Source organism: Arthrobacter sp. B2I5 (assembly GCF_030816735.1).
In the GTDB taxonomy this organism is placed as follows: domain Bacteria; phylum Actinomycetota; class Actinomycetes; order Actinomycetales; family Micrococcaceae; genus Arthrobacter.
In genome coordinates this window covers 4,226,860-4,251,960 of record NZ_JAUSYF010000001.1, presented here as the reverse complement: position 1 = coordinate 4,251,960, position 25,101 = coordinate 4,226,860, and the positions used below count along the sequence as shown (strand labels likewise).

The 25,101-nt window shown below is 66.4% G+C and carries 27 protein-coding genes and 1 pseudogene; 10 read left to right on the top strand and 18 right to left on the bottom strand.

Annotation, left to right across the window (positions count from 1 at the left end):
- Positions 1 to 17: 17 nt before the first annotated feature.
- Complete coding sequence (locus QFZ60_RS19750) at positions 18 to 842, top strand: glycerophosphodiester phosphodiesterase (RefSeq protein ID WP_307092685.1); 825 nt, start codon at positions 18 to 20, stop codon at positions 840 to 842.
- On the opposite strand, the gene QFZ60_RS19745 is transcribed toward QFZ60_RS19750, so the two are convergent.
- Positions 839 to 1,312 carry a hypothetical protein gene (locus QFZ60_RS19745; protein ID WP_307092683.1) on the bottom strand — a complete coding sequence of 158 codons (474 nt, stop codon included), beginning with the start codon at positions 1,310 to 1,312 and terminating at the stop codon, positions 839 to 841. The genes QFZ60_RS19750 and QFZ60_RS19745 overlap by 4 nt on opposite strands.
- Before the next feature lie 134 nt (positions 1,313 to 1,446).
- Between QFZ60_RS19745 and QFZ60_RS19740 the strand changes: the two genes are divergently transcribed.
- A complete protein-coding gene (locus QFZ60_RS19740) occupies positions 1,447 to 1,683 on the top strand; it encodes a DUF6480 family protein (protein ID WP_307092681.1) in 237 nt (78 codons plus the stop codon).
- Positions 1,684 to 1,735: 52 nt separating this feature from the next.
- Here QFZ60_RS19740 and QFZ60_RS19735 read toward each other — a convergent pair whose 3' ends face one another.
- The 3 genes from QFZ60_RS19735 to QFZ60_RS19725 form a co-directional block, all read right to left on the bottom strand.
- Positions 1,736 to 2,797 (bottom strand): EAL domain-containing protein, encoded by a 1,062-nt coding sequence (locus QFZ60_RS19735; RefSeq protein WP_307092679.1) that lies wholly within the window; start codon positions 2,795 to 2,797, stop codon positions 1,736 to 1,738.
- A 169-nt stretch (positions 2,798 to 2,966) separates the two neighbouring features.
- Positions 2,967 to 4,517: a bifunctional diguanylate cyclase/phosphodiesterase gene (locus QFZ60_RS19730; RefSeq protein WP_142118989.1), complete on the bottom strand. Its 1,551-nt coding sequence runs from the start codon at positions 4,515 to 4,517 to the stop codon at positions 2,967 to 2,969.
- 18 nt (positions 4,518 to 4,535) lie between these two features.
- Positions 4,536 to 6,221: an ATP-binding protein gene (locus tag QFZ60_RS19725; RefSeq protein WP_307092678.1), complete on the bottom strand. Its 1,686-nt coding sequence runs from the start codon at positions 6,219 to 6,221 to the stop codon at positions 4,536 to 4,538.
- A 184-nt stretch (positions 6,222 to 6,405) separates the two neighbouring features.
- Here QFZ60_RS19725 and QFZ60_RS19720 point away from each other — a divergent pair, with 184 nt between their 5' ends.
- From QFZ60_RS19720 to QFZ60_RS19700, 5 genes are all read left to right on the top strand, one after another.
- Positions 6,406 to 7,182, top strand: coding sequence for a class I SAM-dependent methyltransferase (locus QFZ60_RS19720; RefSeq protein WP_307093400.1), 777 nt, complete (start codon positions 6,406 to 6,408; stop codon positions 7,180 to 7,182).
- A gap of 155 nt (positions 7,183 to 7,337) precedes the next feature.
- A complete protein-coding gene (locus tag QFZ60_RS19715) occupies positions 7,338 to 7,787 on the top strand; it encodes a hypothetical protein (protein WP_200830478.1) in 450 nt (149 codons plus the stop codon).
- An 88-nt stretch (positions 7,788 to 7,875) separates the two neighbouring features.
- Complete coding sequence (locus QFZ60_RS19710; RefSeq protein ID WP_307092676.1) at positions 7,876 to 8,319, top strand: hypothetical protein; 444 nt, start codon at positions 7,876 to 7,878, stop codon at positions 8,317 to 8,319.
- A 62-nt stretch (positions 8,320 to 8,381) separates the two neighbouring features.
- Positions 8,382 to 9,191, top strand: a complete 810-nt coding sequence (locus tag QFZ60_RS19705) for an SDR family oxidoreductase (protein WP_307092675.1) — start codon at positions 8,382 to 8,384, stop codon at positions 9,189 to 9,191.
- 97 nt (positions 9,192 to 9,288) lie between these two features.
- Positions 9,289 to 10,413: a glycerate kinase gene (locus tag QFZ60_RS19700; RefSeq protein ID WP_307092673.1), complete on the top strand. Its 1,125-nt coding sequence runs from the start codon at positions 9,289 to 9,291 to the stop codon at positions 10,411 to 10,413.
- A gap of 5 nt (positions 10,414 to 10,418) precedes the next feature.
- Here the strand turns inward: QFZ60_RS19700 and QFZ60_RS19695 are convergent, their stop codons facing one another.
- The 3 genes from QFZ60_RS19695 to QFZ60_RS19685 all read right to left on the bottom strand — a co-directional run bounded on the left by QFZ60_RS19695 (position 10,419) and on the right by QFZ60_RS19685 (position 12,043).
- Complete coding sequence (locus tag QFZ60_RS19695; RefSeq protein WP_307092671.1) at positions 10,419 to 10,784, bottom strand: LuxR family transcriptional regulator; 366 nt, start codon at positions 10,782 to 10,784, stop codon at positions 10,419 to 10,421.
- 71 nt (positions 10,785 to 10,855) lie between these two features.
- A complete protein-coding gene (locus tag QFZ60_RS19690; protein ID WP_307092669.1) occupies positions 10,856 to 11,518 on the bottom strand; it encodes a DUF6766 family protein in 663 nt (220 codons plus the stop codon).
- 3 nt (positions 11,519 to 11,521) lie between these two features.
- Positions 11,522 to 12,043 (bottom strand): DUF6328 family protein, encoded by a 522-nt coding sequence (locus QFZ60_RS19685; RefSeq protein ID WP_307092668.1) that lies wholly within the window; start codon positions 12,041 to 12,043, stop codon positions 11,522 to 11,524.
- A 220-nt stretch (positions 12,044 to 12,263) separates the two neighbouring features.
- On the opposite strand from QFZ60_RS19685, the pseudogene QFZ60_RS19680 reads away from it, so the two are divergent.
- The 3 genes and pseudogenes from QFZ60_RS19680 to QFZ60_RS19670 all read left to right on the top strand — a co-directional run bounded on the left by QFZ60_RS19680 (position 12,264) and on the right by QFZ60_RS19670 (position 14,677).
- Positions 12,264 to 13,164, top strand: a pseudogene (locus tag QFZ60_RS19680) (SDR family oxidoreductase).
- A gap of 48 nt (positions 13,165 to 13,212) precedes the next feature.
- Positions 13,213 to 13,578, top strand: a complete 366-nt coding sequence (locus tag QFZ60_RS19675) for a hypothetical protein (RefSeq protein WP_142119007.1) — start codon at positions 13,213 to 13,215, stop codon at positions 13,576 to 13,578.
- Positions 13,579 to 13,807: 229 nt separating this feature from the next.
- Positions 13,808 to 14,677 carry a glycosyltransferase family 2 protein gene (locus QFZ60_RS19670; RefSeq protein WP_307092666.1) on the top strand — a complete coding sequence of 290 codons (870 nt, stop codon included), beginning with the start codon at positions 13,808 to 13,810 and terminating at the stop codon, positions 14,675 to 14,677.
- Positions 14,678 to 14,684: 7 nt separating this feature from the next.
- Here the strand turns inward: QFZ60_RS19670 and QFZ60_RS19665 are convergent, their stop codons facing one another.
- From QFZ60_RS19665 to QFZ60_RS19615, 11 genes are all read right to left on the bottom strand, one after another.
- A complete protein-coding gene (locus QFZ60_RS19665; RefSeq protein ID WP_307092663.1) occupies positions 14,685 to 14,951 on the bottom strand; it encodes a hypothetical protein in 267 nt (88 codons plus the stop codon).
- Positions 14,908 to 15,570 carry a hypothetical protein gene (locus QFZ60_RS19660; RefSeq protein ID WP_307092662.1) on the bottom strand — a complete coding sequence of 221 codons (663 nt, stop codon included), beginning with the start codon at positions 15,568 to 15,570 and terminating at the stop codon, positions 14,908 to 14,910. Before QFZ60_RS19660 ends, QFZ60_RS19665 begins: the two co-directional genes overlap by 44 nt.
- 11 nt (positions 15,571 to 15,581) lie before the next feature.
- Positions 15,582 to 16,583, bottom strand: a complete 1,002-nt coding sequence (locus QFZ60_RS19655; RefSeq protein ID WP_307092660.1) for a sugar phosphate isomerase/epimerase — start codon at positions 16,581 to 16,583, stop codon at positions 15,582 to 15,584.
- A gap of 25 nt (positions 16,584 to 16,608) precedes the next feature.
- Complete coding sequence (locus QFZ60_RS19650) at positions 16,609 to 17,787, bottom strand: Gfo/Idh/MocA family protein (protein ID WP_307092658.1); 1,179 nt, start codon at positions 17,785 to 17,787, stop codon at positions 16,609 to 16,611.
- 44 nt (positions 17,788 to 17,831) lie between these two features.
- Complete coding sequence (locus QFZ60_RS19645) at positions 17,832 to 18,950, bottom strand: Gfo/Idh/MocA family protein (RefSeq protein WP_307092657.1); 1,119 nt, start codon at positions 18,948 to 18,950, stop codon at positions 17,832 to 17,834.
- A complete protein-coding gene (locus QFZ60_RS19640; RefSeq protein WP_307092656.1) occupies positions 18,947 to 19,693 on the bottom strand; it encodes a sugar phosphate isomerase/epimerase in 747 nt (248 codons plus the stop codon). The genes QFZ60_RS19645 and QFZ60_RS19640 overlap by 4 nt, the downstream gene beginning before the upstream one ends.
- A 38-nt stretch (positions 19,694 to 19,731) precedes the next feature.
- Positions 19,732 to 20,622, bottom strand: coding sequence for a carbohydrate ABC transporter permease (locus QFZ60_RS19635; RefSeq protein WP_307092654.1), 891 nt, complete (start codon positions 20,620 to 20,622; stop codon positions 19,732 to 19,734).
- A complete protein-coding gene (locus tag QFZ60_RS19630; RefSeq protein WP_307092652.1) occupies positions 20,622 to 21,584 on the bottom strand; it encodes a carbohydrate ABC transporter permease in 963 nt (320 codons plus the stop codon). The genes QFZ60_RS19635 and QFZ60_RS19630 overlap by 1 nt, the downstream gene beginning before the upstream one ends.
- A 12-nt stretch (positions 21,585 to 21,596) precedes the next feature.
- Positions 21,597 to 22,922 (bottom strand): ABC transporter substrate-binding protein, encoded by a 1,326-nt coding sequence (locus tag QFZ60_RS19625; RefSeq protein ID WP_307093399.1) that lies wholly within the window; start codon positions 22,920 to 22,922, stop codon positions 21,597 to 21,599.
- Between the two features lie 113 nt (positions 22,923 to 23,035).
- On the bottom strand, positions 23,036 to 23,866 hold the full coding sequence (locus QFZ60_RS19620) for a hypothetical protein (protein WP_307092651.1): 831 nt from the start codon (positions 23,864 to 23,866) through the stop codon (positions 23,036 to 23,038).
- Positions 23,863 to 24,957 (bottom strand): Gfo/Idh/MocA family protein, encoded by a 1,095-nt coding sequence (locus tag QFZ60_RS19615; protein ID WP_307092650.1) that lies wholly within the window; start codon positions 24,955 to 24,957, stop codon positions 23,863 to 23,865. The genes QFZ60_RS19620 and QFZ60_RS19615 overlap by 4 nt, the downstream gene beginning before the upstream one ends.
- Positions 24,958 to 25,101: the final 144 nt, after the last annotated feature.

The following is a 25,101-nucleotide window of genomic DNA, read 5'->3' as shown; positions in this document are numbered from 1 at the left end:
CGGGGTACGCTCGCAGTGTGACCCTGCCCTTTTTCGAGCACAAGGACGACGCCGGGCGGCAGCTTCCCATCGCCATGGCCCACAGGGGATTCTCGGCCGAGGGGCTGGAAAACTCCATGGCCGCGTTCCGTTCCGGCGTCGAACTCGGCTTCCGGTACCTCGAAACGGACGTGCACACCACGGCAGACGGCGTCCTGCTGCTCTTCCATGATGAAACCCTGGACCGGGTGACCGACGGCCGGGGGCGTGTCGCGGAGCTGCCGGCCGCGGATGTCGCGAAGGCGCGGATCAACGGCCGCGAGCCCATCCCCACCTTCGATGAGCTGGTGACCCAACTGCCCCACGCCAGGTTGAACCTGGACGTCAAGGATTGGAATTCCGTCCACAGCACGGCAGCCGCCATCGAGCGGCACCAGGCGCACCAACGGGTGCTGGTCACCAGTTTTTCGGACCGCCGACGGCGGGCGGTGCTGAAGCTGCTCAGCCGGCCCGTCGCCTCGTCCGCCGGCGTGGCCTCCAACGCCCTCTTCACTCTGCTGGGGCCGGTGCTTCCACGCCCGTTGTTCCACCGGCTCATGCGCCGGGTGCTCCGGGACGTGCACGCGCTGCAGGTCCCCGTCCGCTACGGACGGGTCCCTGTTGTCAGCGCCGGCTTCATCCGCCGGGCCCACGCCCTGGACCTGGCCGTGCACGTCTGGACCATTAACGACGCCGACGAAATGCACCGGCTCCTCCAGTTGGGCGTGGACGGCATCGTCACGGACCGGGCGGACCTGCTCCGTGGCGTGCTGATGGAGCGCGGCGAGTGGCCAGGGGGCCACCCGCCCGCGCCGGGTTCCTAGCCGCGTCCCGTGCTGGTGGACGGATCCTGGTCGCCCTCAGTGGGGTCTGCGCGAAGCTCGTCGGGGTTGCTCTCCGGAAGCCCCCCGGACACCCCGGACACCCCGGCGTTGCCCTGGGTTGCCCCTGCCCCTGCCCCGCCCGTGGGCGCTGTGGCATCGCCTGCCAGGCGCACGTCGTCCGGTGCCCGGCCGGTCTGCCCGCCGCCTTCCGCGTTGTCGGCCTCGTCGACATCCCCGCCGAATGGGTTCTCCGACACTGGCCCCGGGGCAGCCCCTGTCTTGAGGCCCGGCGCCTTCTGCTTCTCCGCCTCCATTGCATTTGAGCCTTCGCTCAGGGACGAGTGGACTTCCACGTCGTCATTGGGGTCCGCGGGGTCGGGCACATCCATTTTTTCCGTTGGTTTGGATGTCCCGGCCAGGTCCTCCATGGCGTTTTCTGCTGCCTTGCCGATGCTGTCGCCAATTCCCATGTGACTGCTCCTTCCGACATCGCTGCCGGCGCCCCAGCGGCATACCGGCCCTACTCCTCCAGAATTATCAGCATGCTTACAATTAGTCCAGTGCTGGGGAATCGGACCGCAGCCGGAGAGGAAGGAAGAGCAGCATGAGCACTTACCATCCGGAAAATGACCCCGCGAACCCTGACCGGCCGGGGAAGGAAGAGGTTGGCGCCGCCCAGCCCCACCTGGGCGAGCAGCGCAGCCGCGAGTCGGCAGGCTCGCCGAACCCGGACCCGGCGGAGGGCAACATCACCGGGCTTGAACCGGGCGGGGGAGTGCCGCCGGGAGAGACGCCGCCGGCCGAGGACCAGATGAGCCGGGACCAGGGCCATTCCGAATAACGCCTGAATGGCCAGCGCGGCGGCGAACGTCATGCCGCCGCGCTGACCCCGGTCAGGAAGGCTTTTTGCCGTGGCGGCCGTGCGACTCTGCCGGCCCTGCCAAATGTCGCTCCAGCCCGTCCACGTCCAGGCGCGTGTTCCAGTTGGCCCAGTCCTGGGGCCGCACCGACGGCCGCCCCAGCAGGTATCCCTGGCCTGCGCTGATTCCCAGTTCGGTGAGGACCTTGAGTTCGCCCACCGTTTCGATGCCCTCGGCCACCAGGGTGGTGCCGATCTGGTCGGTGAAATCCACCAGGCAGGCAGCCAAGGCCCGCTGGAGGCCGTCCTTGTCGACGTCGCCGATCACGTTACGGCCCACCTTGAGGAAGTCGGGCCGCAGGTGGATCATGCGGCTGAGCGCGCCGGCGCCGGTATGGGTGTCGTCGACGGCGATCCGGAGGCCTTGCTCCCGGAGCGGATTGATCGCGGAAATGAACTGCAGATATTCCTCTTCGGGAATGTCCTCGGTCATTTCGAGCACGACGCGGTGGATGGGGAGTTCAATGTGGTCGAACAATTCCGGCAGGCGCGGGTCCATGCAGGACGTGGGCGAAATATTGAGGGACACATAAAGGTTTTCCGGCAGGTCGCGCGCCGCAGCCGCCGCGGAACCCAGAGCCGAGAATTCAAGGTTTGCGCCAAGGCCCACGGCCGCGGCCTCGGCGAACCACAGCTCCGCGGCGGCGCCGTCGTCGCTGACGAAGCGGGAGAGGGCTTCCGCGCCCACCACGGTCTTTCCTTCCAAGCCGTAGATGGGCTGGAAGGCGGTCATCAGCATCTGGTTCTCGAGCAGCGCACTGATCCTCGAGATGCTGCGGATGGCGTCCAGCTGCTCAGCGAAGTGCGGCGGCAGCGTGGGCGGCGTGAGGCGCATTTCCCGGGCCGTTTCCAGTGTTTCCACCGTGTTGGCGTCGCTGCGCCGGGTCTCTAGGAGATACTCCAGCAAAGCCCGTTCGGGCACGCCGGGATTCTCATCGAGGCTGTTGCTCAACCGTTGCCGGACGGCGGCTCCCGCAGGATCCGTATCCGCCAGCACGCCGGCGATAATTCCCCATGCCTGTACCCGAACCGACATTAGCGACGCCCCCAGTTGACGAAGTAATGACCCCATGGCCCATTAATGTTCAAATTTCCAAACGCCTTATAAAGTACGGTGTTGCCAGACCTGAATTTCGCGGCGGCGAAAAACCTGACACCGCACGCTGATCGTATAACGGCGGCCAGAAAAGCGCAGTAGTTTTGCGCTACTGGTTAGCGCTTTCCTGCTGGTCAGCCAACAGTTGGGGAATCTGGTCCGGCGGAACCGGACGGCAAAAGTAGTAGCCCTGGGCGCTGCGGCACCCCAGCCCGCGCAGGATCTCCGCCTGCTCTGCCGTTTCCACGCCTTCCCACACGGCTTCCAGCCCGCATGCCCGCACCAGCTGCAGCACCGCGGCCACCAAGGCAGGCTGGCTGGGGTCGGTCTCCAGACCGGCAATCAGCGATTTGTCCACCTTGACCCGGTCCACGGGAAGGCGCCGGAGGTAGCTGATGGAGGAATAGCCGGTACCAAAATCGTCAATTTCGATGCCCACGCCCAACCCGCGGAGTCCGCCCAGCGAATACCGGTCCAGCTCATTGCCTTTGACGATGGCCACTTCCGTCAATTCCAGGACCACCTGTTCAGGCCTGACCCCGGTCTCCTTGAGCACCGTTCGCACGTCCTCAATGAACTGCAGGCTTTGCAGGTCCGTGGCGGAGATGTTGACCCGCACGGAAAACGTGCTGTCCAGCAGGGATGCGTCAATCCAGCCCCGCAACTGCCTTACTGCCGTCCTGAGCACCCACAGGCCCAGCTCCGAGATCAGTCCTGCCTCCTCGGCAAGGGGTATGAACTCGTCAGGCATGATGAAGCCCCGGCTGGGATGGTTCCAGCGGACCAGTGCCTCCACGCCTTCGATGCGTCCCGTGGCGAGCTCCACCACCGGCTGGTAGTAGAGCGTCAGTGCGTCATCCTTGATGGCGGCCCGCAGGTCGTCCACCAGTTGGCTGCGGAGCCGCCGCACCAGCAGCATTGCCGGCTCGAACCGGTGCAGCTTGTTCTGCCCTTCAGCCTTGGAGGCATACATGGCGACGTCGGCCTCCATCAGCATGTCCTCCGGGCTTTGGCCTTCGCTGCCCACGCTGAGCCCGATGCTGGCACCGCAGCGCACGCTGCGGCCGGGGAGCTCGATGGGTTCGCCGAGGTCCGCCAGGATGCGGTGCGCCACAATGGCCGCCTGGTCCGCCGACGCCGACGGCATGACGATCGCGAATTCGTCACCGCCCAGCCGGGCCACGACGTCGGACGCGCGGACAGCGGTCCGGAGCCGTTCGCCCACGGTCACCAGGACCTGGTCGCCGGCGGTGTGCCCCAGGCTGTCATTGATGGACTTGAACGCGTCCAGGTCCAGCAGCAGAATGGCGGGGCCTTCCTCCGCAGGATCGCCTTCAGCAGCATCGCGGGCCTGCAGGGAGCTGCGCAACGCCTCGATCAGGGCCGAGCGGTTGGCCAGGCCGGTAAGCGGGTCCTGCATGGCCATCTTCTGCATCTCGAGGTGTGCCTCATGCAGCAGTTGGGTGCGGACCTGGACGCGCTGCTCAAGCTCTTCGTAAATGACCTGAAGGTCCTCAGCCAGGAGATTGGTGCCCATGATGATCGCATCCAGTTCATCGCGGGCGGGGGAGACCTCTATCCGGGAGCTGAGGTCACCGGAGGCCAGCCGGACAATACCTTCCAGCAACTGGGAAAGCCGGGGGTCGTCGTCGGCAAACATGCAGTCCTCCTCCGGCGCCTAGTTGGCCTGGGCGCTGTCTGTGCCGAGGGGGAGGCTGACGGTGACGGTGGTCCCGGTGCCCAGGGTGGAGGCGACGTCGATGCGGCCGCCGTGGCGGTCCACGATGTCCTTGGAGATGGCAAGGCCCAGGCCTGTTCCCGGGATTGCGCCGTTCATGGCGTTGGAGGCCCGGTAGAACCGGGTGAAGACGTGGTTGATCTCGTCGCTTGAAATGCCGATCCCGGTATCGGCGATGCGTACGGTGGCCCACTTGGAACCGTCCGCGGCGGCGTGGGATTCGCTGCCCACCTCGATCCGTCCGCCGCTGGGCGTGAACTTGATGGCGTTGGACACGAGATTGGTAAAGACCTGCTGCAGCTGTACTTCATCAGCGAGTATCTCCGGATCCTCCGGAACGGGGTCCACGTCGATGGTGACGTTCTGCAGTGTGGCCAGGGGGCGGAGGGCAGCGGCCACCAGGTCCAGGGTCTGCCCCAGCCGCACCGGTGCCAGCTGCATGGCCATGGTGTCCAGCCCGCCACGGGAGACGCTGAGCATGTCCTCGATGAGCGTGCGGAGACGTTCGGTGTTGCGGACCACGATGTCCAGCATCTGGTGGACTTCCCTGGACACCGGATGCTCGGTACTTTCCTGGATCATGTCCAGGTACGCCATGATCGAGGTCAGCGGGGTCCGCAGCTCGTGGTTCACCGTCGCCAGAAAGTCCGTCTTGGCCTTGTCGAGCTCCCGCAGCTGCTTCACCACCTGCTGCTGGCTGTTGATCAGGTGGCTCTGGATGAGGCCGTAGGCGGCGTTGCCGGCCACGTGCTGGATCAGCCCCAGTTCAGCGCTGGACCAGGTCCGGGGCCGGTCCATCATGGCGATCCAGATGATGCCCAGGGAGGAATTTCCCTCGCCGATGGGCACCGCCAGTGTTGAGGCGGCTCCGGCGATGTCCGGGCCCGGACCCGGCTTCGCCTCGCTGCGGGCCGCCGATTCGTTTCCGTCGGCGGAGAGCGTCTCCGTCCCTGCCCAGAGGGCGTCTGCCGTAGCGCGGGCCTCATCCTCGCGTGGAAGAGCCTCCGCGGGCAGCCCGGCCAGGCCCCGCCGGTCCCAGCTGGCCGTGATGAGGGGGACCCGGTGGTCCTCAAAGGTTGCCAGGACAACGTGGTCGGCCTTGAAGGTGCGGCCGAATCCCGCGACAACGTGGTCCGCGATTTCCTGCGGATCGTTGGTGGCGCGCACTGCCGCCGAAACACCGCGCAGCTGCTCCCGGAGCCCTTCAGCTTCCTGCCGGGAGGCACGGCGCCGGGATACCTGGTCGATGAGGACGGAGGCGCGGTGCACCAGCTCCTGCGGTGCAGGCGGCTTGGTGATGCAGTCGTGGATGCCGGGGGGATTGGCGGCTTCGATCTCAGCGGGGTTGTCCAGGTCCACCATGACCAGGACCGGTGCCGTGGACGTGGACAGGACACCGGACAGGAAGGCATCAGCCACCACGACTGACGGTTCAGTGGCTTCCAGCGCCGCGGCGAGGCTGTGGGCGTCGGTCGCTTCGAGGACGGTGTATCCGGCGCCGCGCAGTGCCTGTGCATTAAGGGCCAGCCGGCCGGCGTCGGGATCGGCGACGACGGCGGTGCGGGGCGGGCGCACGTCACTCGGGACAGCCGTCACAGTGCTCCCTTCCCTCCCAGTTGAGTACATTCTAGGGGGATGCGGGCCCGGAGGGTCCACGGGGTGCTGACCCTTACGTCCACTTTCCGCCGCTGCCGCCCGGGCTGGGGCACGCCGTAATGTTGCCGAAGGTCCGCCGCTGCGGCGGCCGGGACCATATATTTGAGCCGTGTCTCCAACAAACCCGCCACGGTCCGCCTGGCAGAAGTACCTGATGATCCCCAAGCTTGTCAGGCTGTCGCGCAGCGCCCCGAAGGACCGGCACAAGGCGTGGGACCGGTATTGGGCCGGCATTACCGCTACCGGCCCCGGCGGTGAGGTCCTGTGGGACTCGGGCAGCAACCACGAGTTCCAGGGCTACCAGGACAGCCTCCTGCGCCACCTGGACCCCGCCCTTCCCGTGGTGGATACCGGCTGCGGGCACGGCAGCTTTACCCGTGCGCTCGCAGGAATCTTTCCCAGCGTCATCGGCGTGGATGTCTCGCCGCATGCTGTTGCCCGGGCACGGGCCGAATCTGCCGGAATCAGCAATGCCGCCTTTGAAGCCCGGGACATGACGGCGGAAGGTGCTGCTGCCGAGTTGGCGGAGTTCTTCCAACTGGGCCTGGACGGCGCCAACGTCTTCATCCGCGGCGTGCTGCACGTCCTCGATCCCGCCCACCAAGCGGCGATGGTAGAAAACCTGCGGACCCTGGTGGGCCGCCGCGGCACGGTTTTCATGGCGGAAACCAACTTCCAGGGCAACCCGGTGGAGTACGTCACCCATCTTGGCGCAACCACCCGCGGCATTCCTGCACCATTGGAGCTGGCCATCCGCGGACTTCCCATGCCGGGGCACTTCGGGCCCGAAGAGCGCGAACGTGCGTTCCCGCCGTCGGCCTGGGAACTCCTTGAGGATGGCCATGTGGCCATCGAAACCAATCCGGTGACCGGCGTGCCCGGCCAGGACCGGGTTCCCGGGTATTACGCAGTGGTCCGCCCACGCCGGTAACCACGGCCGGCAGGCGTTCCACCGGTTCCGTAAACTTCGCGCAGATCCCCGCACCGTGCCCACAGCGTGTCTTCCATCCCCTTGACAGCGGGCGGATCCGGAGGCTCCATAGTAAGTAGACTTACTAGTTAGCCAGAGGTGAAAGGAAGAGCGCCATGGCACAGGATAAAGGCAATAAGACCCGCGAAGCGGATGGCAGCAGGGACGAGGACGACCTGGGTGCAGGCCCCGAGGGCGGGAAGATCCGCCATGGCCCGGACTCCTCCAAATCCCTGAAGTACTCGCAGGAAGTCACCTCACCGGATGACGAGCCCGAACGCGAGGGCCGCAGCCTTGCCACCACCCACCATGAAGTCATCAGGAGGTGGGCGGAGGAGCGCGACGGCGTTCCCGCCACGGTGGAAGGTACGGAACACGGTGACCATCTCGGAGTGCTCCGGATCGACTTCGGCGGCAAGGACGACAAACTCCGCCACATCAGCTGGGATGAATGGTTCGACACCTTCGATTCCCGAAAACTGAATTTCATCTACCAGGAACAGCGCAGCGACGGCACCCAATCCAATTTCTTCCGCTTGGAAAATCCCAACCGCGAAGACGCCTAAGCCGCACCGCGCCCAGCGTTCGGGCCGGCACCGGATCACCCTCCGGCGCCACGCACCGGCCACCGGCGCAAGACCTACAGGAATCAACATGAGCAACCTCATTCCATCCGGCGCACTGCGCCGGATGCTCCTTCCCCCCACCTATGGGCGGCACGTTACCTCCGCCACTGAGTTCACCATCCTGTCAGTGGAGGTATGGGCATCCGGGCTGGTGGTCAACATCCACCTTCCCTCCGACGACGCCGCCGAACCCCGCCTCACCGTCCAGGACCACTTCGGGACGGAATACACCCTGAAGGAAACGGCCACGGTGGGCTCCCGCAACCTGCAGGTCTTCACCCCGTCGGTGCCGCCGGGCACCAGGAGCCTGACCATCCGGTCAGCGGACGACGGCGACGGCCGGCCCGTGGTGACCTTCGCGGTGCCGTTGATGGCCGTGCCGGAAGCGCAGCCGGACTTCGAGGCAGCCGGCCGCAGGGCCAAGGCCAACCACGACGAGTCCTACGAGGATGACCTCCGCCGTCCCGCCTGACCAACCCTGAGCCAGAACCCCAACCGACCAGAACCACGCCTGACCCGACGAAAGGCCCCGCCATGCCGGACACCAGCAACTTCACGCCCACCACCGCCATCGTGACCGCCTCCGACTCCGGGATCGGCAAGGCCACCGCCGTGGCCCTGGCCCGCGCCGGAATGGACGTCGGTGTGACATGGCATTCGGACAAGGCAGGTGCCGAGGAAACCGCCGAAGAAATCCGCGGCCTGGGCCGCAAAGCCGTGGTCCGGCAGTTGGACACCACCGAACTGCGTGCCGCTGCGGGCGTGATCGATGAACTCGCCGAGAAACTGGGCGGGCTGGACGTCTTCGTGAACAACGCGGGCACCGGCGCAAGCACCAAGTTCCTGGACATGGGCATCGATGACTGGATGCAGGTCCTGGACACCAACCTCAATGGCGCGTTTGTCTGCCTGCAGGCGGCAGCGCGGCGCATGGTCAAGGCCGGCAGGGGAGGGCGGCTGGTGGCAGTATCCAGCGTCCATGAGTTCCAGCCGCGCGTGGGCTCGTCCGCCTACGATGCGTCCAAGCACGGGCTGGGAGGCCTCATGAAGACTCTCGCCCTGGAGCTGGGCCAGTACGGCATCACCGCCAACACGGTGGCACCGGGCGAAATCGCCACCCCGATGACCGGCCAGGAGGACCAGGATCCCAGAACGACGGAGCGGCCCGGGGTGCCGCTGGGCAGGCCCGGGGACGCGCGGGAGATCGCCGACGTCATTGCTTTCCTCGCCTCGCCCGCCTCAAGCTACGTAACCGGGGCGGCGTGGGTGGTCGATGGCGGGATGCTTCAGATGGGTCCGCAGGCGGGATCGCACATCACCGGCAACGACTGGCGCGAGGCGTAGTCCCCGCGGCGCACCGTTCTTCAGGCGGGCGGTCACAGAAGTCCCTGTAACGCGCCCGGCAAGCGCATTCCCAGGACTTGCTGGCATGATGGAGCCCATGCGCATTCTTATCGCTCCGGACAAGTTCAAGGGGTCCCTGACCGCGGCCGAGGCTGCCGCCGCCATCGCGGAAGGCGCCTTGCGGGTGTACCCGGAAGCCGTCGCCACCCAGTTTCCCATTGCCGACGGCGGCGAGGGCACCCTGGAGGCGGCCGTGGCTGCGGGCTACGAGGAGCGGCTGAATGCCGTGGTAGGTCCCATCCTCACCCCGCTCGGTGCCGCCTGGGCAGTCCACAAGGGCGGCGACGGCAAGGTCACGGCAGTGATCGAAACGGCGCAGGCCTCCGGCCTGGCCGACATGGAACCAACTCCTGCCAACGCCCTGCGTGCCCACAGCTACGGTTGCGGCCAGCTCATTGCAGCTGCCCTGGATGCGGGGGCGACCGAGATTGTCCTGGGCCTGGGCGGTTCGGCCATGACCGACGGCGGCAGCGGCGCACTGCGCGCCCTGGGCCTGAAGCCCCTGGATTCCGCCGGGAACGTGGTGCCCCTGGGTGGCGGTTCGCTGGCCGACGTGGTGGCCCTGGACACCACGGGGCTGGATCCGCGGCTGTCCGCAACGACGTTCCGCATCGCCGTCGACGTCCGTAATCCGCTGTACGGACCCTCGGGCGCCGCGCATGTCTTCGCCCCCCAAAAGGGTGCGGACCAGGAGGCTGTGGAAATGCTCGACGCCGGGCTGCGCAACTGGGCGTCCGTGCTGCGGGAAGCAACGGGCCGGGACGTGAACGTCCCCGGCGCGGGCGCCGCCGGCGGCTTCCCGGCGTCGTTCCTTGCCTTTACCGACGCCACGCTGGAAGGCGGCTTCGCACTGGTGGCCGGGCTGACCGGCCTGGCCGAGCAGCTGGAGCAGGCAGACCTGGTGATCACCGGTGAGGGGTCCATGGATTCGCAGTCGCTCACCGGAAAGGCGCCCATCGCGCTCGCGGACGCGGCCCGGGAACGCGGCATCCCCGTCATCGTGGTGGCCGGCAGGATCCTGGTGACCCTTGAGGACCTCGCCGGGCACGGCGTGGTTGCCGCGGCGCAGCTGCTGGACGTCGCGTCGAGCCCCGACGACGCCGTGGCGAACGCCGGCAAGTACCTGGCCTGGGCGACAAGCCAGGTACTTGAGGGCGCCTAGCTGAATTAGCCCACGATCGTGGTGTTGCGGCGGCGCCGGAAAATCAGCACCGCAATCACCACCAGCACGGCGATTCCAGCAACCACCCACGGGAAGTAATTCAGGCGTGTGGACTCGTTCTGGGCCGATTCACCCGTGCCGGGATTGGCGGGGCCGGTGGACGCGGTATCACCGGGGGAAGGTGTGGGAGACGTGCCTGCGGCCCATGCCGTGCCTGTTGATCCCGAGGCCATCTGTGCCGCCTCTGCCTGGTTGGGGTTTGCCTGGCTGATGGCGGATTCGGGCGCCGCTGCAACGGCGGCGGCGGCAGGAAGGGCCGGGGCGGCCAGGAGCAGCAGGGCCAGAAGGATGGTTCGCAAGGACGTTCTCATACAGTCTCTCCTCTTTGGATGGGGCTGGGTAATGGGACGGGTGTTATCGGGCAGGATGACTGGCCGGGACCTCAGGCCCCGGTTTCGTAGTGGGGTTCTGCAACGGGCTTCGATTCCGGGGAGCCCTTTTCCCGCAGGTAGACCGAAGCTCCCGCAAGGACCGCCACCACCAGGAACTCGCTTTGCCAGTTCTGGAAGGACTCGAACCAGAACCGGCTGGTCCCCAGATACTGCAGGAAACTGATGGTGGGCTGGCCATGGCTTTGCTGGTCATTGTTGTACTCCTGCACGCCGCCGGCGGCGTGGAGGGTGAAGGAAGCCAGGAACACGATTAAGAACATGATCGACAGGGAGTGCTCGTACACTTTGAGCACCACTCCGCCGCGACGCACCGGCCAAGGGGTGTTCTTGTTGAGGTCCGCCTGACCCGGGTCTTCGTCCTGCGGGGCTTTCCTGCCCATGGGCTTGGATTCGGATGAGCCTTTTTGGAAAAGGAAAACCGTGAGGACCACGTACATGGCCATCTGCAGGAACTCCGATTCCCAGTTCTCGAATGTGGCCTCAACGAAGGCACCCGTGCCCAGGAATTCCAGAACCGAAACGGCAGGCTCCCCGTGGGACTGCTGTTCCTCACTGTAGGAAGCAGCCCCCGAGAGGATCATGCCGACAAAAAATGCAATGAACAGGCCTGCGTTGGCCAGCAACAGCCCATGTTCCTTGGCCCATTTACGCATCGTCTACTCCTTATCCGAGGTGGGCGGGACGATCCTTCCCGTGGCCCGCTTGTTCAGTCGAAGCGGTACGAACACCAGCATGACCACCATGACGCCCAGCAGCGCGCCGCCGGCGGTGACTCCAGCGGATCGCCCGACGGCAACATCGAACACCAGGGCGGCTGTTCCGGCGCTCAGCAGGGCAATGCCGCCAAGGGCGATCTTGGTGATGGTGTCGGCGCTGGAGACCAGTGTTTCCTTGAGCCGTTTGCGGAAGAGCCGGCGGTGCACGCTGACCGGGAGGAGGATGAAGGCGGTGGTCAGGGCCGCGATGACAACGTTGGTGAGGTAGAGGCCAACCTCCCAGTCGTCCAGCTTTTCGAACCGCTGCTGGAACGGCAGCGTCAGCAGGAAGCCGGCCAGGATCTGTACCCCGGTCTGGAGCACACGCAACTCCTGCAGGAGTTCGGCCCAGTTGCGGTCAAGCTGCTCCTCGCGGGTTTCATTGCGTCCCGTCCGGCCCGTGTAGTCCTCAACTTCGGACATCGGCTCTCCTTCCTCTCCGGCCGCGGCCCCGGCCTTCTTTCTATTCCTCCCCTACCCAGAAACAAGGTTGGCCGTTGCGCGAGCTACAACATTTGATAAGTTTACTGATTATTACCGCCGAGCGGTGGACTTGGTCCTCCGCCCGGGATAGCTTCGAAGGGCCGGGGCACGGCAGTGCTCTTCCCACCGACACAGGTCAACCGACACAGGCAGGCGGACTATGAGCGAGACGGACAAGCAGACAGACCAGCCGAAGGATCCGCGCGGCGGTTACCACTCGGGCCCCTTCCCTGAACAGGAACAAAAACAGCCCGGACTGACTGCGCCCATGGACCCCAAGCCCGACCACGGGGAGCAGAGCTACGAGGGGCACGCCAAACTCGAAGGCAAGGCGGCGCTCATCACCGGCGGGGACTCCGGCATCGGCAAGGCTGCCGCCATCGCCTTCGCCCGTGAGGGGGGCCGACGTCGCGATCTCCTACCTGCCCGAGGAAGAAGACGACGCGCAGGACACCGCGGAGTGGATCCGGAAAGCCGGGCGCCGGGTGCTGCTGTTTCCCGGCGATGGCCGCGAGGAGGAGTTCAGCACCCGCATCGTGGAGGAAACGGTCTCCGAATTCGGCCGCCTGGATGTGCTGGTCCTGAACGCCGCGTACCAGAAGAACCGCGAGAGCCTGGACGCCCTTCCCACCGAGGAGTTTGACCGCGTCTTCAAGACCAACCTCTACTCGCTGCTGTGGTCCGCGCGGGCGGCCGTGCCGCACCTGAAGGCCGGGGCCTCGATCATCACCACCGCCTCCATCCAGGCCTTCAACCCGTCACCGGGGCTGATCGACTACGCCATGACCAAAGCGGCGCAGGTGGCGTTCACCAAGGCGCTGGCCCAGGAGCTGGGCCCCAAGGGGATCCGCGTCAACGCCGTGGCTCCGGGCCCCATCTGGACACCGCTGATCCCGGCCACCGAGTGGCCGGACAAGCTCCCCTCCTTCGGGCAGGACACCCCGCTGGAACGCGCGGGGCAGCCGGCCGAGCTCGCCGCGGCGTATGTACTGCTCGCCTCGGAGGACGGTTCCTACATTTCCGGCGCAGTCCTGCCCGTCACGGGCGGCAAGGGGCTTTAATCAGGATCACCAGACCAGCAATATCGGCAATGAACAACAGGAGGAAGCATGACGCAGGAAAACCAGCAGGCTGAACCCGAGACGGCTCCGGGCGGCTACGGCACCCCAACCGCCGAGCAGGAGGCCGCCGGGACGCAGGGCGGCCAGGGCCAGCAGTCCGGTGGCGGTGCATCCTCGGGCGGCGCGGACACCAACGAACCGCAGTCCGGTACGGGCCAGGAGCCCGTCCCGCACGACATGGATCTTCCGTCCAGCGCAGCGGAAATCGATGAGTCCAATGACGATTCCCAGGGGTCGGCGCCGGTCTCCTCGGAGTCCGGGCAGGAAGCCACCGGCATTCCGGACGGCAGCGGAAACGACCTTCCCAAGGAGGAGTCGCCCAACGACAACGATGAAAGCTTCGACGCCGGATAAAGCGTTCTGATCCATCCAGGCCCCCGTTTCTGCTGCCCCTGATGGCAGCAGAAACGGGGGTCTTTGCGTTCAGCAGGCTCCACCCTCATCGTCCCCTGGCGGGGGGAGCACCCGCGAATACATCCCGTCCGGCTGGGTACGGAACATGCAGAACCCAAGTCGCCGGCAGGCAGCAGCGAGCAGTCTTTGCATCCACCGGCGCGAAAATTCAACGCCGGGAAGGTGGACTGTGGCCAGGAGATCTTCTGAACAGTGGGCGCGGCCGCAGGACCGGCCGGACAATGTGGCGGTGGACGTCCTGGTGCCCACCTGCAACAGGCCGGCCGAGCTCGCCGTCACCCTCGCGGGACTGGCTGGACAGACTGAGCCCGCGTTCGCCGTCGTCATCAGCGACCAGTCAGCGGGGCAGCCCGCCTTTGACCATCCCGCTGCCGCTGCAATGGTGCGCGTCCTGGAGGCGCAGGGCCGGCCCGTCACGCTGCTGCGGCACCTGCCGCGGCGCGGACTGGCCGAACACCGCCAGTTCCTGCTGGACCAGGCTACGGCGGCCCAGTGCCTCTTCCTTGACGACGACGTCTGGCTGGAGCCGGGTGCCCTGGAGCGGCTGAGCACGGAGCTGGATGAGCTTCAGTGCGGTTTTGTAGGAATGGCGCCGCAGGGCCTGTCCTTCCTGGATGACCGCAGACCGGAACAGACGGCCGCGTTCCAGGCCTGGGAAGGCCCCGTGACTCCGGAGCGGATCCGGCCGGGCGCGCCGGGCTTTGAGCGCTGGCCGCTGCACAGCGCTGCCAATCTCAGCCACCTCAGTGCCGAACTGTCGCTGCAGCCCGGCCAATGGGTGCCGTACCACGTGGCGTGGCTGGGTGGCTGCGTGCTGTACCGCAGGGATGCATTGAACGACGCCGGAGGGTTCCGTTTCTGGACCAGCCTCCCCGCCGATCACGCGGGCGAGGATGTCGTGGCCCAGTGGCAGGTCATGGAACGGTACGGCGGGGCGGGCATCCTGCCCTCCGGAGCGGTCCACCTTGAGTCACCCACCACCGTGACGGACCGGCGGGTGGAGGCGTACGACGTCGTCCTGAAAGAGGATGCTGTCTGATCAGCGGCTAAGCGTCGCGCGCGCCGTCCAAGGGGTAGGCCACGTACGCGAACCGTCTCGAATCCGGGGACCAGCTGTTGACGTTGAGGGTGCCTTGGCCACCGAACACCGGCCAGGTGTGCAGCGGCGTGGCCCAGCCGTTGGTGGACACCAGGACGACCTCCACCGGAAGGTCTGCGGGGTGGCCCCGGGTTCCAGCGGGAAAGCGGAGATAGCTGGCCAGCCGGCCGTCAGGGGAGAGGTGCGGGAACCAGTCGACCGTTCCGCTGTCCACCAGAGGCTCGAACTGGCTGCCGTCCGGGCGGACCCGGGCCAGTTGGGCGTGGCCGGGGTGCCGTGGTGAACGACTCCGTGTTCAGGTACAGCCATATTCCGTCCGGAGAATATTCAGGCCCGTCGCAGTGCCCTTGGCCCACCTCCACTTTCTCGGGTGGGCCGCCCCCGGACGCGATGGTCCGCAGCCGGCCGGGCCGCGTAAAGTCGCCGGCCGCAATGTCCACGTAGGCCAGCCGGCCGCCGTCGGGACTGACGCCATGGAGGAAATGGAAGGAACCGTCGTCGTCCGTGATCCTCGTGGCGTCCCCGCCTGCCAGCATTGCGCGGTAGATATGGCCGTCCTCCCCTGAGAGGAAGATGCCGCTGCCGTCCGGGTCCAGGACGTGGTCATTATTGAGATCCGGGACGCCGGTAATCGGAATCTCACGGAGGGCGCCGGCCAGCAGGTCGAACCGCCACAGCTTGCCGTTTCCGTTGAGGATCAGCTCCCGCCCGTCGAGGGTCCAGTTGGGCGCCTCGAGCAGCATGTCCTCCGTGCGGAAGACGAGCGAAGATTCCCCGGTGACTGACGCGGTCCACACCTCGCAGCATTGGCCTGGTTCAAGGGTGCGGACCACGCGGGTTCTCCCTAGTCCCTGCTGCTGAAGGCGGCGTCGAAGCTGGTCTGGGAGGCGGGGAAGTCGTACTTTTTCAGGGCGGCGAGAGCCTCAGGGGCGCCATGGAGGCGGTCCATGCCTGCATCTTCCCACTCCACGGAGATGGGGCCGCTGTAGCCGATGGCGGCGAGGGCACGGAAGGACGCTTCCCAGGGGACGTCGCCGCGTCCGGCGGAGACGAAGTCCCAGCCGCGGCGAGGGTCGCCCCAGGCCAGATGGGAGCCCAGGACCGTGTTCCGGCCGGTCTGCCGGATCTTGGTGTCCTTGCAGTCCACGTGGTAGATCCGGTCCTTGAAGTCCCAGATGAAGGAGACGGGATCAATGCCCTGCCACATCATGTGCGAGGGGTCCCAGTTCAGGCCGAACGCTTCGCGGTGGCCGATCGCTTCCAGGGTGCGCACGGTGGTCCAGTAGTCGTAGGCGATCTCGCTCGGGTGGACCTCGTGGGCGAAGCGGACCCCTTGTTCGTCGAAGACGTCCAGGATGGGGTTCCAGCGGTCGGCGAAGTCCTGGTAGCCGGCGTCGATCACCTTTTCGGGGACGGGCGGGAACATAGCCACGTACTGCCAGATGGAGGAGCCGGTGAATCCGACGACGGTGTCCACTCCGAGCGCCTTGGCGAGGCGGGCGGTGTGTTTCATTTCTTCGGCGGCGCGTTGGCGGACGCCTTCGGGGTCGCCGTCGCCCCAGACTTTGGACCCGACGATGGCCTGGTGGCGGAAGTCGATGGGGTCATCGCAGACGGCCTGGCCCTTGAGGTGGTTGGAGATGGCCCAGACCTTGAGGTTGTATTTGTCCAGGATTTCGAGTTTGGAGTCGACGTAGCCGGGTTCGTCCCAGCGCCAGGCGTCCAGGTGGTCGCCGGAGACGGCGATTTCCAGGCCGTCATAGCCCCAGCCCGAGGCGAGGCGTGCCACTTCTTCGAAGGGCAGGTCGGCCCACTGGCCGGTGAACAGGGTGAAGGGGCGGGGCATGCGGGGCTCCTTGGAAGACGGGATGTTAGTGGCGCACGACGGTGAGCGTGCTCTTGTTGGCCGCGGATTCCTCCACCGCGTCCAGGACGTACTGGACGTTCAGTCCTTCTTCGAACGACGGCGAGGGCTGGGTTCCGTCCTTGATGGCCAGCAGGAAGTCGCGCACCTGGTGGGTGAAGGTGTGTTCCCAGCCGATGATGTGGCCCTGCGGCCACCACGCGTCCAGGTAGGGGTGCTCGGGTTCGTTGACCAGGATCCTGCGGAAGCCCTGTTCGCGGACCGGGACGGTGGCGTCCAGGAAGCCAAGCTCGTTGAGGTTTTCCAGGTCGAACAGCAGGCTGCCCTTGTCGCCGTAGACCTCGATCTGCAGGGAGTTCTTCCTGCCCGTGGCCACCCGGGAGACCTCCACTGAGGCCACCGCCCCGGAGGTGAGGGACAGCGTGGCCCAGGCGGCGTCGTCGACCGTCACGTCCTCGATGCCGTCCGCACCGGGGCGGCGGTCCACGAAGGTGTTGAGCCGGCCACTGACCTCGGTGACCTGGTCGCCCAAGAGGAAAAGCACCTGGTCGATGGCGTGGCTGGCGATGTCCCCCAGCGCGCCGGACCCGGCGGTCTCCTTCCGCAGCCGCCAGGTCATGGGGGCCTGGGCGTCCGCGAGCCAGTCCTGGAGGTAGGCGGCGCGGACGTGCCGGACGGTGCCCAGCCGGCCCTCGGCGATCAGTTCCCTGGCCAGCGCCAGGGCGGGGACCCGCCGGTAGTTGAAGCCGATCATCGACTGCACGCCGTTGGCCCGGGCCTTGGCCGCGGCGGCGGCCATCAGTTCGGCTTCCGCCAGGGTGTTGGCCAGCGGCTTTTCCACCAGGACGTGCTTGCCCGCCTCCAGCGCAGCGATGGCGATTTCGGCGTGCATCCAGCCCGGAGCGCAGATGTCCACGATATCGATGTCATCGCGGGTGATGACCGTGCGCCAGTCGGTGGCTGGTTCGGCCCAGCCGTACTTCGCCGCGGCCTCTGCCACGGCGCCGGCATCCCGGCCCACCAGGACCTTCTGTTCGAAGGCCGGGACGTCGAAGAAGCTGGCCACGTTCCGCCACGCGTTGGAGTGGGCCTTGCCCATGAAGGCGTAGCCGATGGCGGCCACACCCAACGGGCGGGAAACCGGGCGGGAGGCCGGAGGTTCGGACGGGTGTGAGGGTGTGGTCATGGTGCGTTCCTGCGTGCTTCCTGCTGGCTGGACTACGTGCTGGATTAGAGGGTGGCGGTTTCCGGCGCCCAGTCCTCGGGGAGGGCCGGGGATGCCGGGGCCGAGCTTTCGACGTCCACGAACGTGCCGGAGCCTATGGACTCGGTGATGGAGACCATGGTGTCCAGGACGTGGTAGGCCAGTTCACCCGTGGCGCGGTGCGGCACACCGGCGCGGATGGAGCGTGCCATGTCCAGCACGCCCATGCCGCGGCCGTTGGCGGGCCCGGTGGCCGGAACGGTGGTCCAGTCCTCGTCACCGGCGCGCCAGAGCTTGATGTCGCCGGTGAAGTAGTTGGGATCCGGCAGCGAGATGGTGGCTTCGGTGCCGGTAATTTCCACGAACCCCATGCGGGTCCGGGGGGACTCGAAGGAGAAGACGCTGTGCGAGGAGGCGCCGGATTCGAACTGCGCCATTGCGGAAACGTGGGTGGGCACCTCGACGGTGAACTCCTCGCCGGCCTTGGGTCCTGAACCGATCACGCGCACATCCTTGGCCTTTGACCCGACGGCGGCTACCTTGCGGATGGAGCCGAAGGCCTGGACAAGGGTGGTGAGGTAGTACGGGCCCATGTCGAACAGCGGGCCGGCGCCGTGCTGGAAGAGGAAGGCCGGGTTGGGGTGCCAGGACTCCGGGCCGGGGGTCTGGAACGTGGTCATCGCGGTCAGCGGCGTGCCGATGTCACCCCTCTTGATCAGGCGCAGGGCTGTTTGGATGCCGGCCCCAAGGAAGGTGTCCGGGGCGCAGCCCAGGCGGATGCCGGCGGCGTCCGCGGTCTTGAGCAGGCCCAGCCCGGATTCGCGGTCCAGGGAGAACGGCTTCTCCGTCCAGACGTGCTTTCCGGCGTTGACGGCGGCGGTGGCCACCTCCACGTGCGCGGCGGGAATGGTGAGGTTGACGATGATCTCCACGTCCGGGTGGTTCAGGGCCTTGTCCACGCCGCCCCATTCGGGCACGCCGTATTCCTTCGCGCGCGCCTCGGCGGCTTCCTCGAAGAGGTCGGCGATGACATGGACCTTGAGGTCCGGGAACGCGGTGAGGTTGTCCAGGTACTGTTTGCTGATCACGCCGGCGCCGATGACGCCGACTCCCACCGGGCCCTTGCTGGAAGTTGTGGTGTTCATGCTTTTACTCCTTCGCCTGCAGCGTTGAGGAAGGACAGGCTCTGGGCGATGCCTTCGAAGATGTCGCCGGCGTAGTCGTCAAACTCCACGACGCCCACCTCCAGCGACTTTGCCGCGGCGATGACGTCGATGACCGGCACCTTGCCCTGGCCTGCGGGCTGCTGGGCCTTGTTGTCCTTGTTCAGGGGCCCGTCCTTGATGTGGATGAATTTCACCCGGTCGCCCAGCCTGGCCAGGAGTTCCACGGGATCCTGGCCGCCCACTGCCGCCCAGTAGGTGTCCACCTCCAGGACCAGTTCCGGATCCAGCAGGTCCGCGAAGTACTCCAGGGCGGTGCGGCCCTCGATGGTGGACTCCAGCTCCCAGGCGTGGTTGTGGTAGCCCACCCGGATGCCGTACTCGGCGCCCTTCCGGGCGGCCGCGTTAAGCTTTTCGGCCGTGGCCTGGATGTCCTCGGCCTTTTGCCAGTGCTCAGCCGGCAGGAACGGATCGATGACGGTGGTGATGCCCAGTTCCCTGGCCGCTGCGAAGATCTCGTCCTGGTCCTGGCTCATGAGGGGTGCGTGGCCGGACGGTGCGGTGAGGCCGTTCTCCTTCAGGGCCGTGCCGAGTTCCTTGGCCGTGGCCACGAAGTTGTACGGCTCAACCTGGGTGTAGCCGATCTCCGCCACCTTCCTGATGGTCCCCGGAAGATCCTCCGAGATGGCGTTGCGGAGGGTGTAAAGCTGCAGTGAGTAGGACATGGGTTTCCTTAGCTGTTCTGTAGGTGGTGGGGGTGGGGTCAGCGGCCGGCGAGGGAGCCGCCGATGCCGCCGACGCTGAAGTACTTGTTCAGGGTGGCGAAGACGATGACGGGTGGGAGCATCATGACCACGGCCAGGGCCATGACGGAGGTCCAGTCCGTTGCATTCTGCTGGAAGAAGGACTGCACACCCATGGGCAGGGTGAAGATTTCATTCGAGCGCAGGAACACGATGGCCACCAGGTAGTCGTTCCAGGCGAGGAGGAAGGCGAAGATCGCGGTCGAGAGGACGCCGGGAAGGGAATTCCGAAGCACCACCTTGGTGAAGGAACCGAAAACCGAGCAGCCATCGATCCAGGAAGCCTCCTCCAGGCTGATGGGGATGGAGTCGAAGTAGGCGGCCATCATCCAGGTGGCTACCGTCATGGTGGAACCAACATAGATGATGGTCAGGCCCAGGAGGTTGTCCACCAGCCCCATCCCGGCGAACAGGATGAACAGCGGCACCACCGAGGTGATGATGGGCAGGGACTGCATCACGAACAGCAGCAGCGAATATCCGGAAACTGCCTTGCTGCGGCCCCGGGAAAGGACGTACCCCGCTGGTGCGGCCACGGCCACCGACACCACCACGGTGGAGAGGGTGGTGACCAGGCTGTTCTTGAGCCAGGTGGCGGCGAAGGTCTTGGAAAACACGTTGCTGAGGTTTTCGAAGGTCAGGCCGGTGGCGGTGCTGTTGGGTCCGGGTGTGAACGCCAGCAGCACGGTGACCATGATGGGAACCAGCACGATCCCGGTGATGATGAGGATCGCGGCGAAGCGCCACCAGCGGCCGCGCTGGCCGGCCTCGGAGAGGACCTTGCGGCGTTTGCCGGCGTCGATGCCGAGTGAGGGGCCGGATTCGGGATGGGCGTGGAGTACTGCGCTCATTATTCGACGCTCGACTTTCGGATCTGGCGGTACAGGATGACCGAGATGACCACCAGGGTCATGGTCATGAGGAAGGCGATGGCCACGCCCGGGCCGGTGGCGAAGTCCTGGAACACGGTCCGGTAGGCCAGGACCACCAGTGAAGTCGTGGCGTTGACCGGGCCGCCGCCGGTGAGCAGGTAGATGGTGGGGAAGTCGTTGACGCAGAAGATGGTCATCAGGATCCAGCTGATGTAGGTGGAGCGGGCAATCAGCGGCAGGGTGATCTGGGTGAACTGCTGCCAACGGCTGGCCCCGTCCATGCTGGCTGCTTCATAGACGGTGGTGTCAACGGATGCCAGGGCGGCCGAAATCATCATCATCATGAAGGGGAAGCTGACCCAGACCTTGAACACCATCACCGTGATGGAAGCCAGTGAGGGGTCTGCCAGGAAGAGCGGGGTGCCCATGCCCAGGTTCCTGAACAGCGACGGAATCAGGCTGTCCGGGGTGGCCACCAGCCAGTTCCATGCAGTGGAGGACACCACGATGGGCACCACCCAGGGCAGGAGCAGCAGGACCTTGAAGGTGCCGCCGGCCGGGATCCTGGTGCGCAGGAGCAGGGCCAGGCCCAGGCCCACGAGCCAGGACCCGAAGACGCCCACGATGGTGAACCACAGGGTGAACTGGGCGGCTTTCCAGAACGCCGGTGAGGTCAGGACGGTGGCAAAGTTCTGCGCGGCCACGAAGTTGCCGGTCTGGAGCAGGTCTCCGTCGTGCGTCGCCTGGATGGCCGCATAGATCAGCGGGTAGCCGTGGATCAGGACAAGGAGGACCACGGAGGGAAGCAGGAGCCAAAAGAAGGTCCTGGTTGCCTGGGCGGAGAGCTTGCTCTTGCGTTTTCCGGGGACCGTCCCGGACCCGCCGGGGGCAAGCCCGCGGCGGGCCCGGGCCAGGCCGGACTGGGTGGTGGTGCTGGACATGGGCGGTCCGTCCTACTTCTTCAGGACGGATTCGAGGCCGGACTGGAAGGTCTGCAGGGCAGTCTTGGCGTCGGCCTTTCCGGTGATGATGCTCTGGCTGAACTGGTTCAGCGCCTGCCCGCCGTCGAGTGCGGCGAGGTTGGCGTTGAGCTTGCTGCCCTGGGCGGCGAAGGTCTTGGCGATGGGCTGCCAGTCCTTGACGATCTTGACGTTGTTGGGGTCGTTGGCGAACTCGGGAATCTCCGTGATGGACTTGAAGACCGGCAGGGCGGACATCAGCTTCTTCTGCCACAGCTGCTTGAGCTGGCCCAGGTAGTACACCAGGAACTCTTCCGACGCTTCCTGGGACGGGGTGTTGGTGTACATCATGATGTTGTTGGGGAAAACGATCGTTGCCTTGTCCCCGTGCGGACCTTTGATGGGGTCAGCCACCAGCAGGTCGCCCGAGGTATCGCCCACGCGCTGCGGGACGTTCACCTGGAACAGGCCGTAGCCTGCTTTGCCGTCCTTCCACTGAGCGGACATGTTGTCCGTGGTGTAGCTGACCGCGGCGGGATCCACGATGCCGTTGGACACGAGTTCCAGGACGAACTCCATGGCCTCGACGTTGCGGTCGTTCATCAGGTCCAGCTCGCCATCCTTGTTCCAGACACCGCCGCCGTTGTTGACCATCATCATGATCATGGAGTGGTTGGCGTAGTTGTTGCCCGCGCCTGCGCCGGTGGTGAAGCCGAACGCGCCCACCTTCTTCAGGGCCTTGCCCGCTTCCAGCAGCGACGGCCAGTCCGTGGGGAGCGCAACGTTGGCCTTTTCGAACAGCGACTTGCGGTACCAGAAGACGCGCATGTCCAGTTGCCACGGGACCGCCACATAGCCCTTGTCCGATTTGAACGGGTCCAGCACGCCGGGCAGGAAGTCGTCGAACTGGCCGCTGGCCTTCAGCTTCTCGATCACCTTGTCCGCGTACGCGATCTGGCCCTGCTGTTCGAACTGGAAGGCCTGGAATCCGCCGCCCGTGGACACGGCCGGGCCCGTCTTTGAAGCGATCGCGGAGGAGAAGGTCTGGTAGAAGTTGTTCCACTGGATGATCTGGTAGCTCGCCTTGGCGCCGTTGGCACCGGAGAAACCCTCTGCGATGCCCTTGGCGGCGTCGTTGTAGGCGGGCGTGGCCCACGGCATGTCCCAGAACTTGACCGTCCCGCCCGCTCCACCTCCGCCGCCCTGCGAGGCCGATCCGCCGCCGCAGGCAGCGAGAAGGGGTGCTGCAGCGGCGGCAGCCGTCAGGCCCAGGAAACCGCGGCGGGAGAAGGAGCGGCGCTGTTCGGATGTTGCGTTCATCATGTGTCCTTTCGGGACCGGCAGGCGTGATGCGCCGTTGATGCGGTCCTGCTCATCGTTGAGAGTGGAGGTGGGACTGGACTGCTGTTCAGGTTGCGTATCGGTGGGTCTGGTTACGTGTCAGCGAGGGTTGCGTAGAGGTCGGTCAGTCGGGCGAACCCGGCCAGATCGTCCGGCCGGGTGCCGGCGCCAAGATGGTCCTTCAGGCGCCGCCACGCCCACCGGTGGGCGGATTCGTAAAGCGTGGGAAGCAGGAGTTCGCCGTGGGCTCCGGTGACCCGGACTTCAGCCGGCCAGGCTGCGTCCGGATCCGGAACCTGGACGGCCACCCCGCCGTCGGCGGTGTAGAGGCGGATATCGACGCCGGCCGGGCGGGCCGCGGTCAGCACGCCCTGGGCCGTGAACGGTGCGCCGTTGGCCAGCCTGCCGGCCACGGTGTATCCCGTGGCGTCGCTGCGGAGGAGGCTGACGTCGTCGAACGTTCCGATGACGGCCAGCAGCGCGGCCAGGTGCTCGCCAAGGAGCCGCCGCGGGTCCGTGCCGGGAGCCGCCGTCGCCACACTGTCCAGCAGTGACGCGGTGCCCAGGGCGCTGCGCACTGCGTCACGGGCGTCGGGGCCGTCGCCTTCTGCCACCAGCGCAGGGTTGGAGGCCCAGCGGAGGTCCAGGACGACGGCGGTTCCTGCGGCGTCTGCCGCGGCGGCCAGTTCGCGGGTGTCCTCGGGGACCGGGTTGGCCACCACGATGCCGCGGGCACCTGCGGCGACGGCGCGGCGGGCTTCGTCCGTCCAGCCGGGTTCGCCCGCGACCACCAGCACGTCGGCCGTGCTTTGCAGGTTCTTCGCGGCGGGTGCGAAGGTTGCGGGCAGTGAAGCCATCGTCTGGGTTACCGCCCCGGCTTCCCGGGCGGTGGGGGATGCCGAGACCGTGTACGGGCCGCTCATGCCGAAACTCCTGCTTTTTCTGCCGCGCCGGCCTGTCCTGCAGCGCTGTCCACGGTTGCGTCCGCGATGGCGAGGGCAAAGGTGAGGTCGTCAATCAGTGCCTGGGCGGAGGGCGCCTGGCGGGTTCCCCTGGCCAGCTCCGCCAGTTCACGCCATTCGCCCTCGTAGCCGTTATGCCCATAGGGGCCGAACGTGCGCGTTTCGCTGCCGCCGCGACTGGTCAGGGTGGCGACCGCGGAGCCGGCCTGCACGTAGGACGGCGTGAAGTCGATGTGCAGTGCCGCATCATCCGAGATTGCCTCGAAGGTCCATTCGGGTTTCCAGGTGCTGTTCATGACGGCACGCAGTTCAATGACGCGGGTTGGGGTGCGGAGCGACACGGCGTAGCCGAACGGGCGGACGTGGAACACCTGGAGGACCTCGATGTCCGCGAAGTCCGGGGTAAACCGGCGGACCAGGGGTAGGTCGTGGATGGCCAGGCCCATGATCCCGCCCCGGAGCGCGTTCTTGATGACATCGATGTCCGAGTAGTCGGGCTCGCCGGCGGCGGGGCGCGTGAGAATCTCGGTGGCGAAGTCTTCGAAGCGGGCATTGGGCGGCAGGACGATGGAGGAGCGGATGGTGTGGACCTGCTCCGGGAGGTCGCCCCAGTTCTGTTCCGCCGCGAGCCAGCCCGGATCAAAGGTGTGCATGGCGCCCACGACGATGGGTACGCCCGTTTCGCTGCTGACCGCCGAGATGCGCGCAGCTTCCCCGGCGTTCATTGCGAAGGGCTTTTCGCAGAGGACGGCTTTCTTTCCGGCCCTGCAGGCGGCGATGACCTGGTCGGCGTGGAACTGGTGGGGACTGCAGATCGCTACGACGTCCACGGCCGGATCGTTCATCAGCGCATCCATGCTGGTGCCGGCCGTGGCGCCGACGCGGGCCGCCACCGAGGAGGCAACGGCCGGGTCCACGTCCATGATGTGCCGGACTTCCAGGACGTCCTGGAGGCGTGCCAGGGCCGGGAGATGGATGGCCTGGGTGACGGGCCCGGCGCCGAGGATGCCGACGCCGAGGAGGCGGTCTGCGGGCGCTGTGTCATGGGACAAGTTCAGTTACCTCTTTGTAAGCGACTCTGGGACAGGAGCTGACTCTGATGCGTAAACGGGCTGGCTGCGAACAGGCTGCGGGGCGGGATCACCGCGGCTGATGTCCACCATCGGATCCGCGAATGTGCTACGAGTCACAACCTA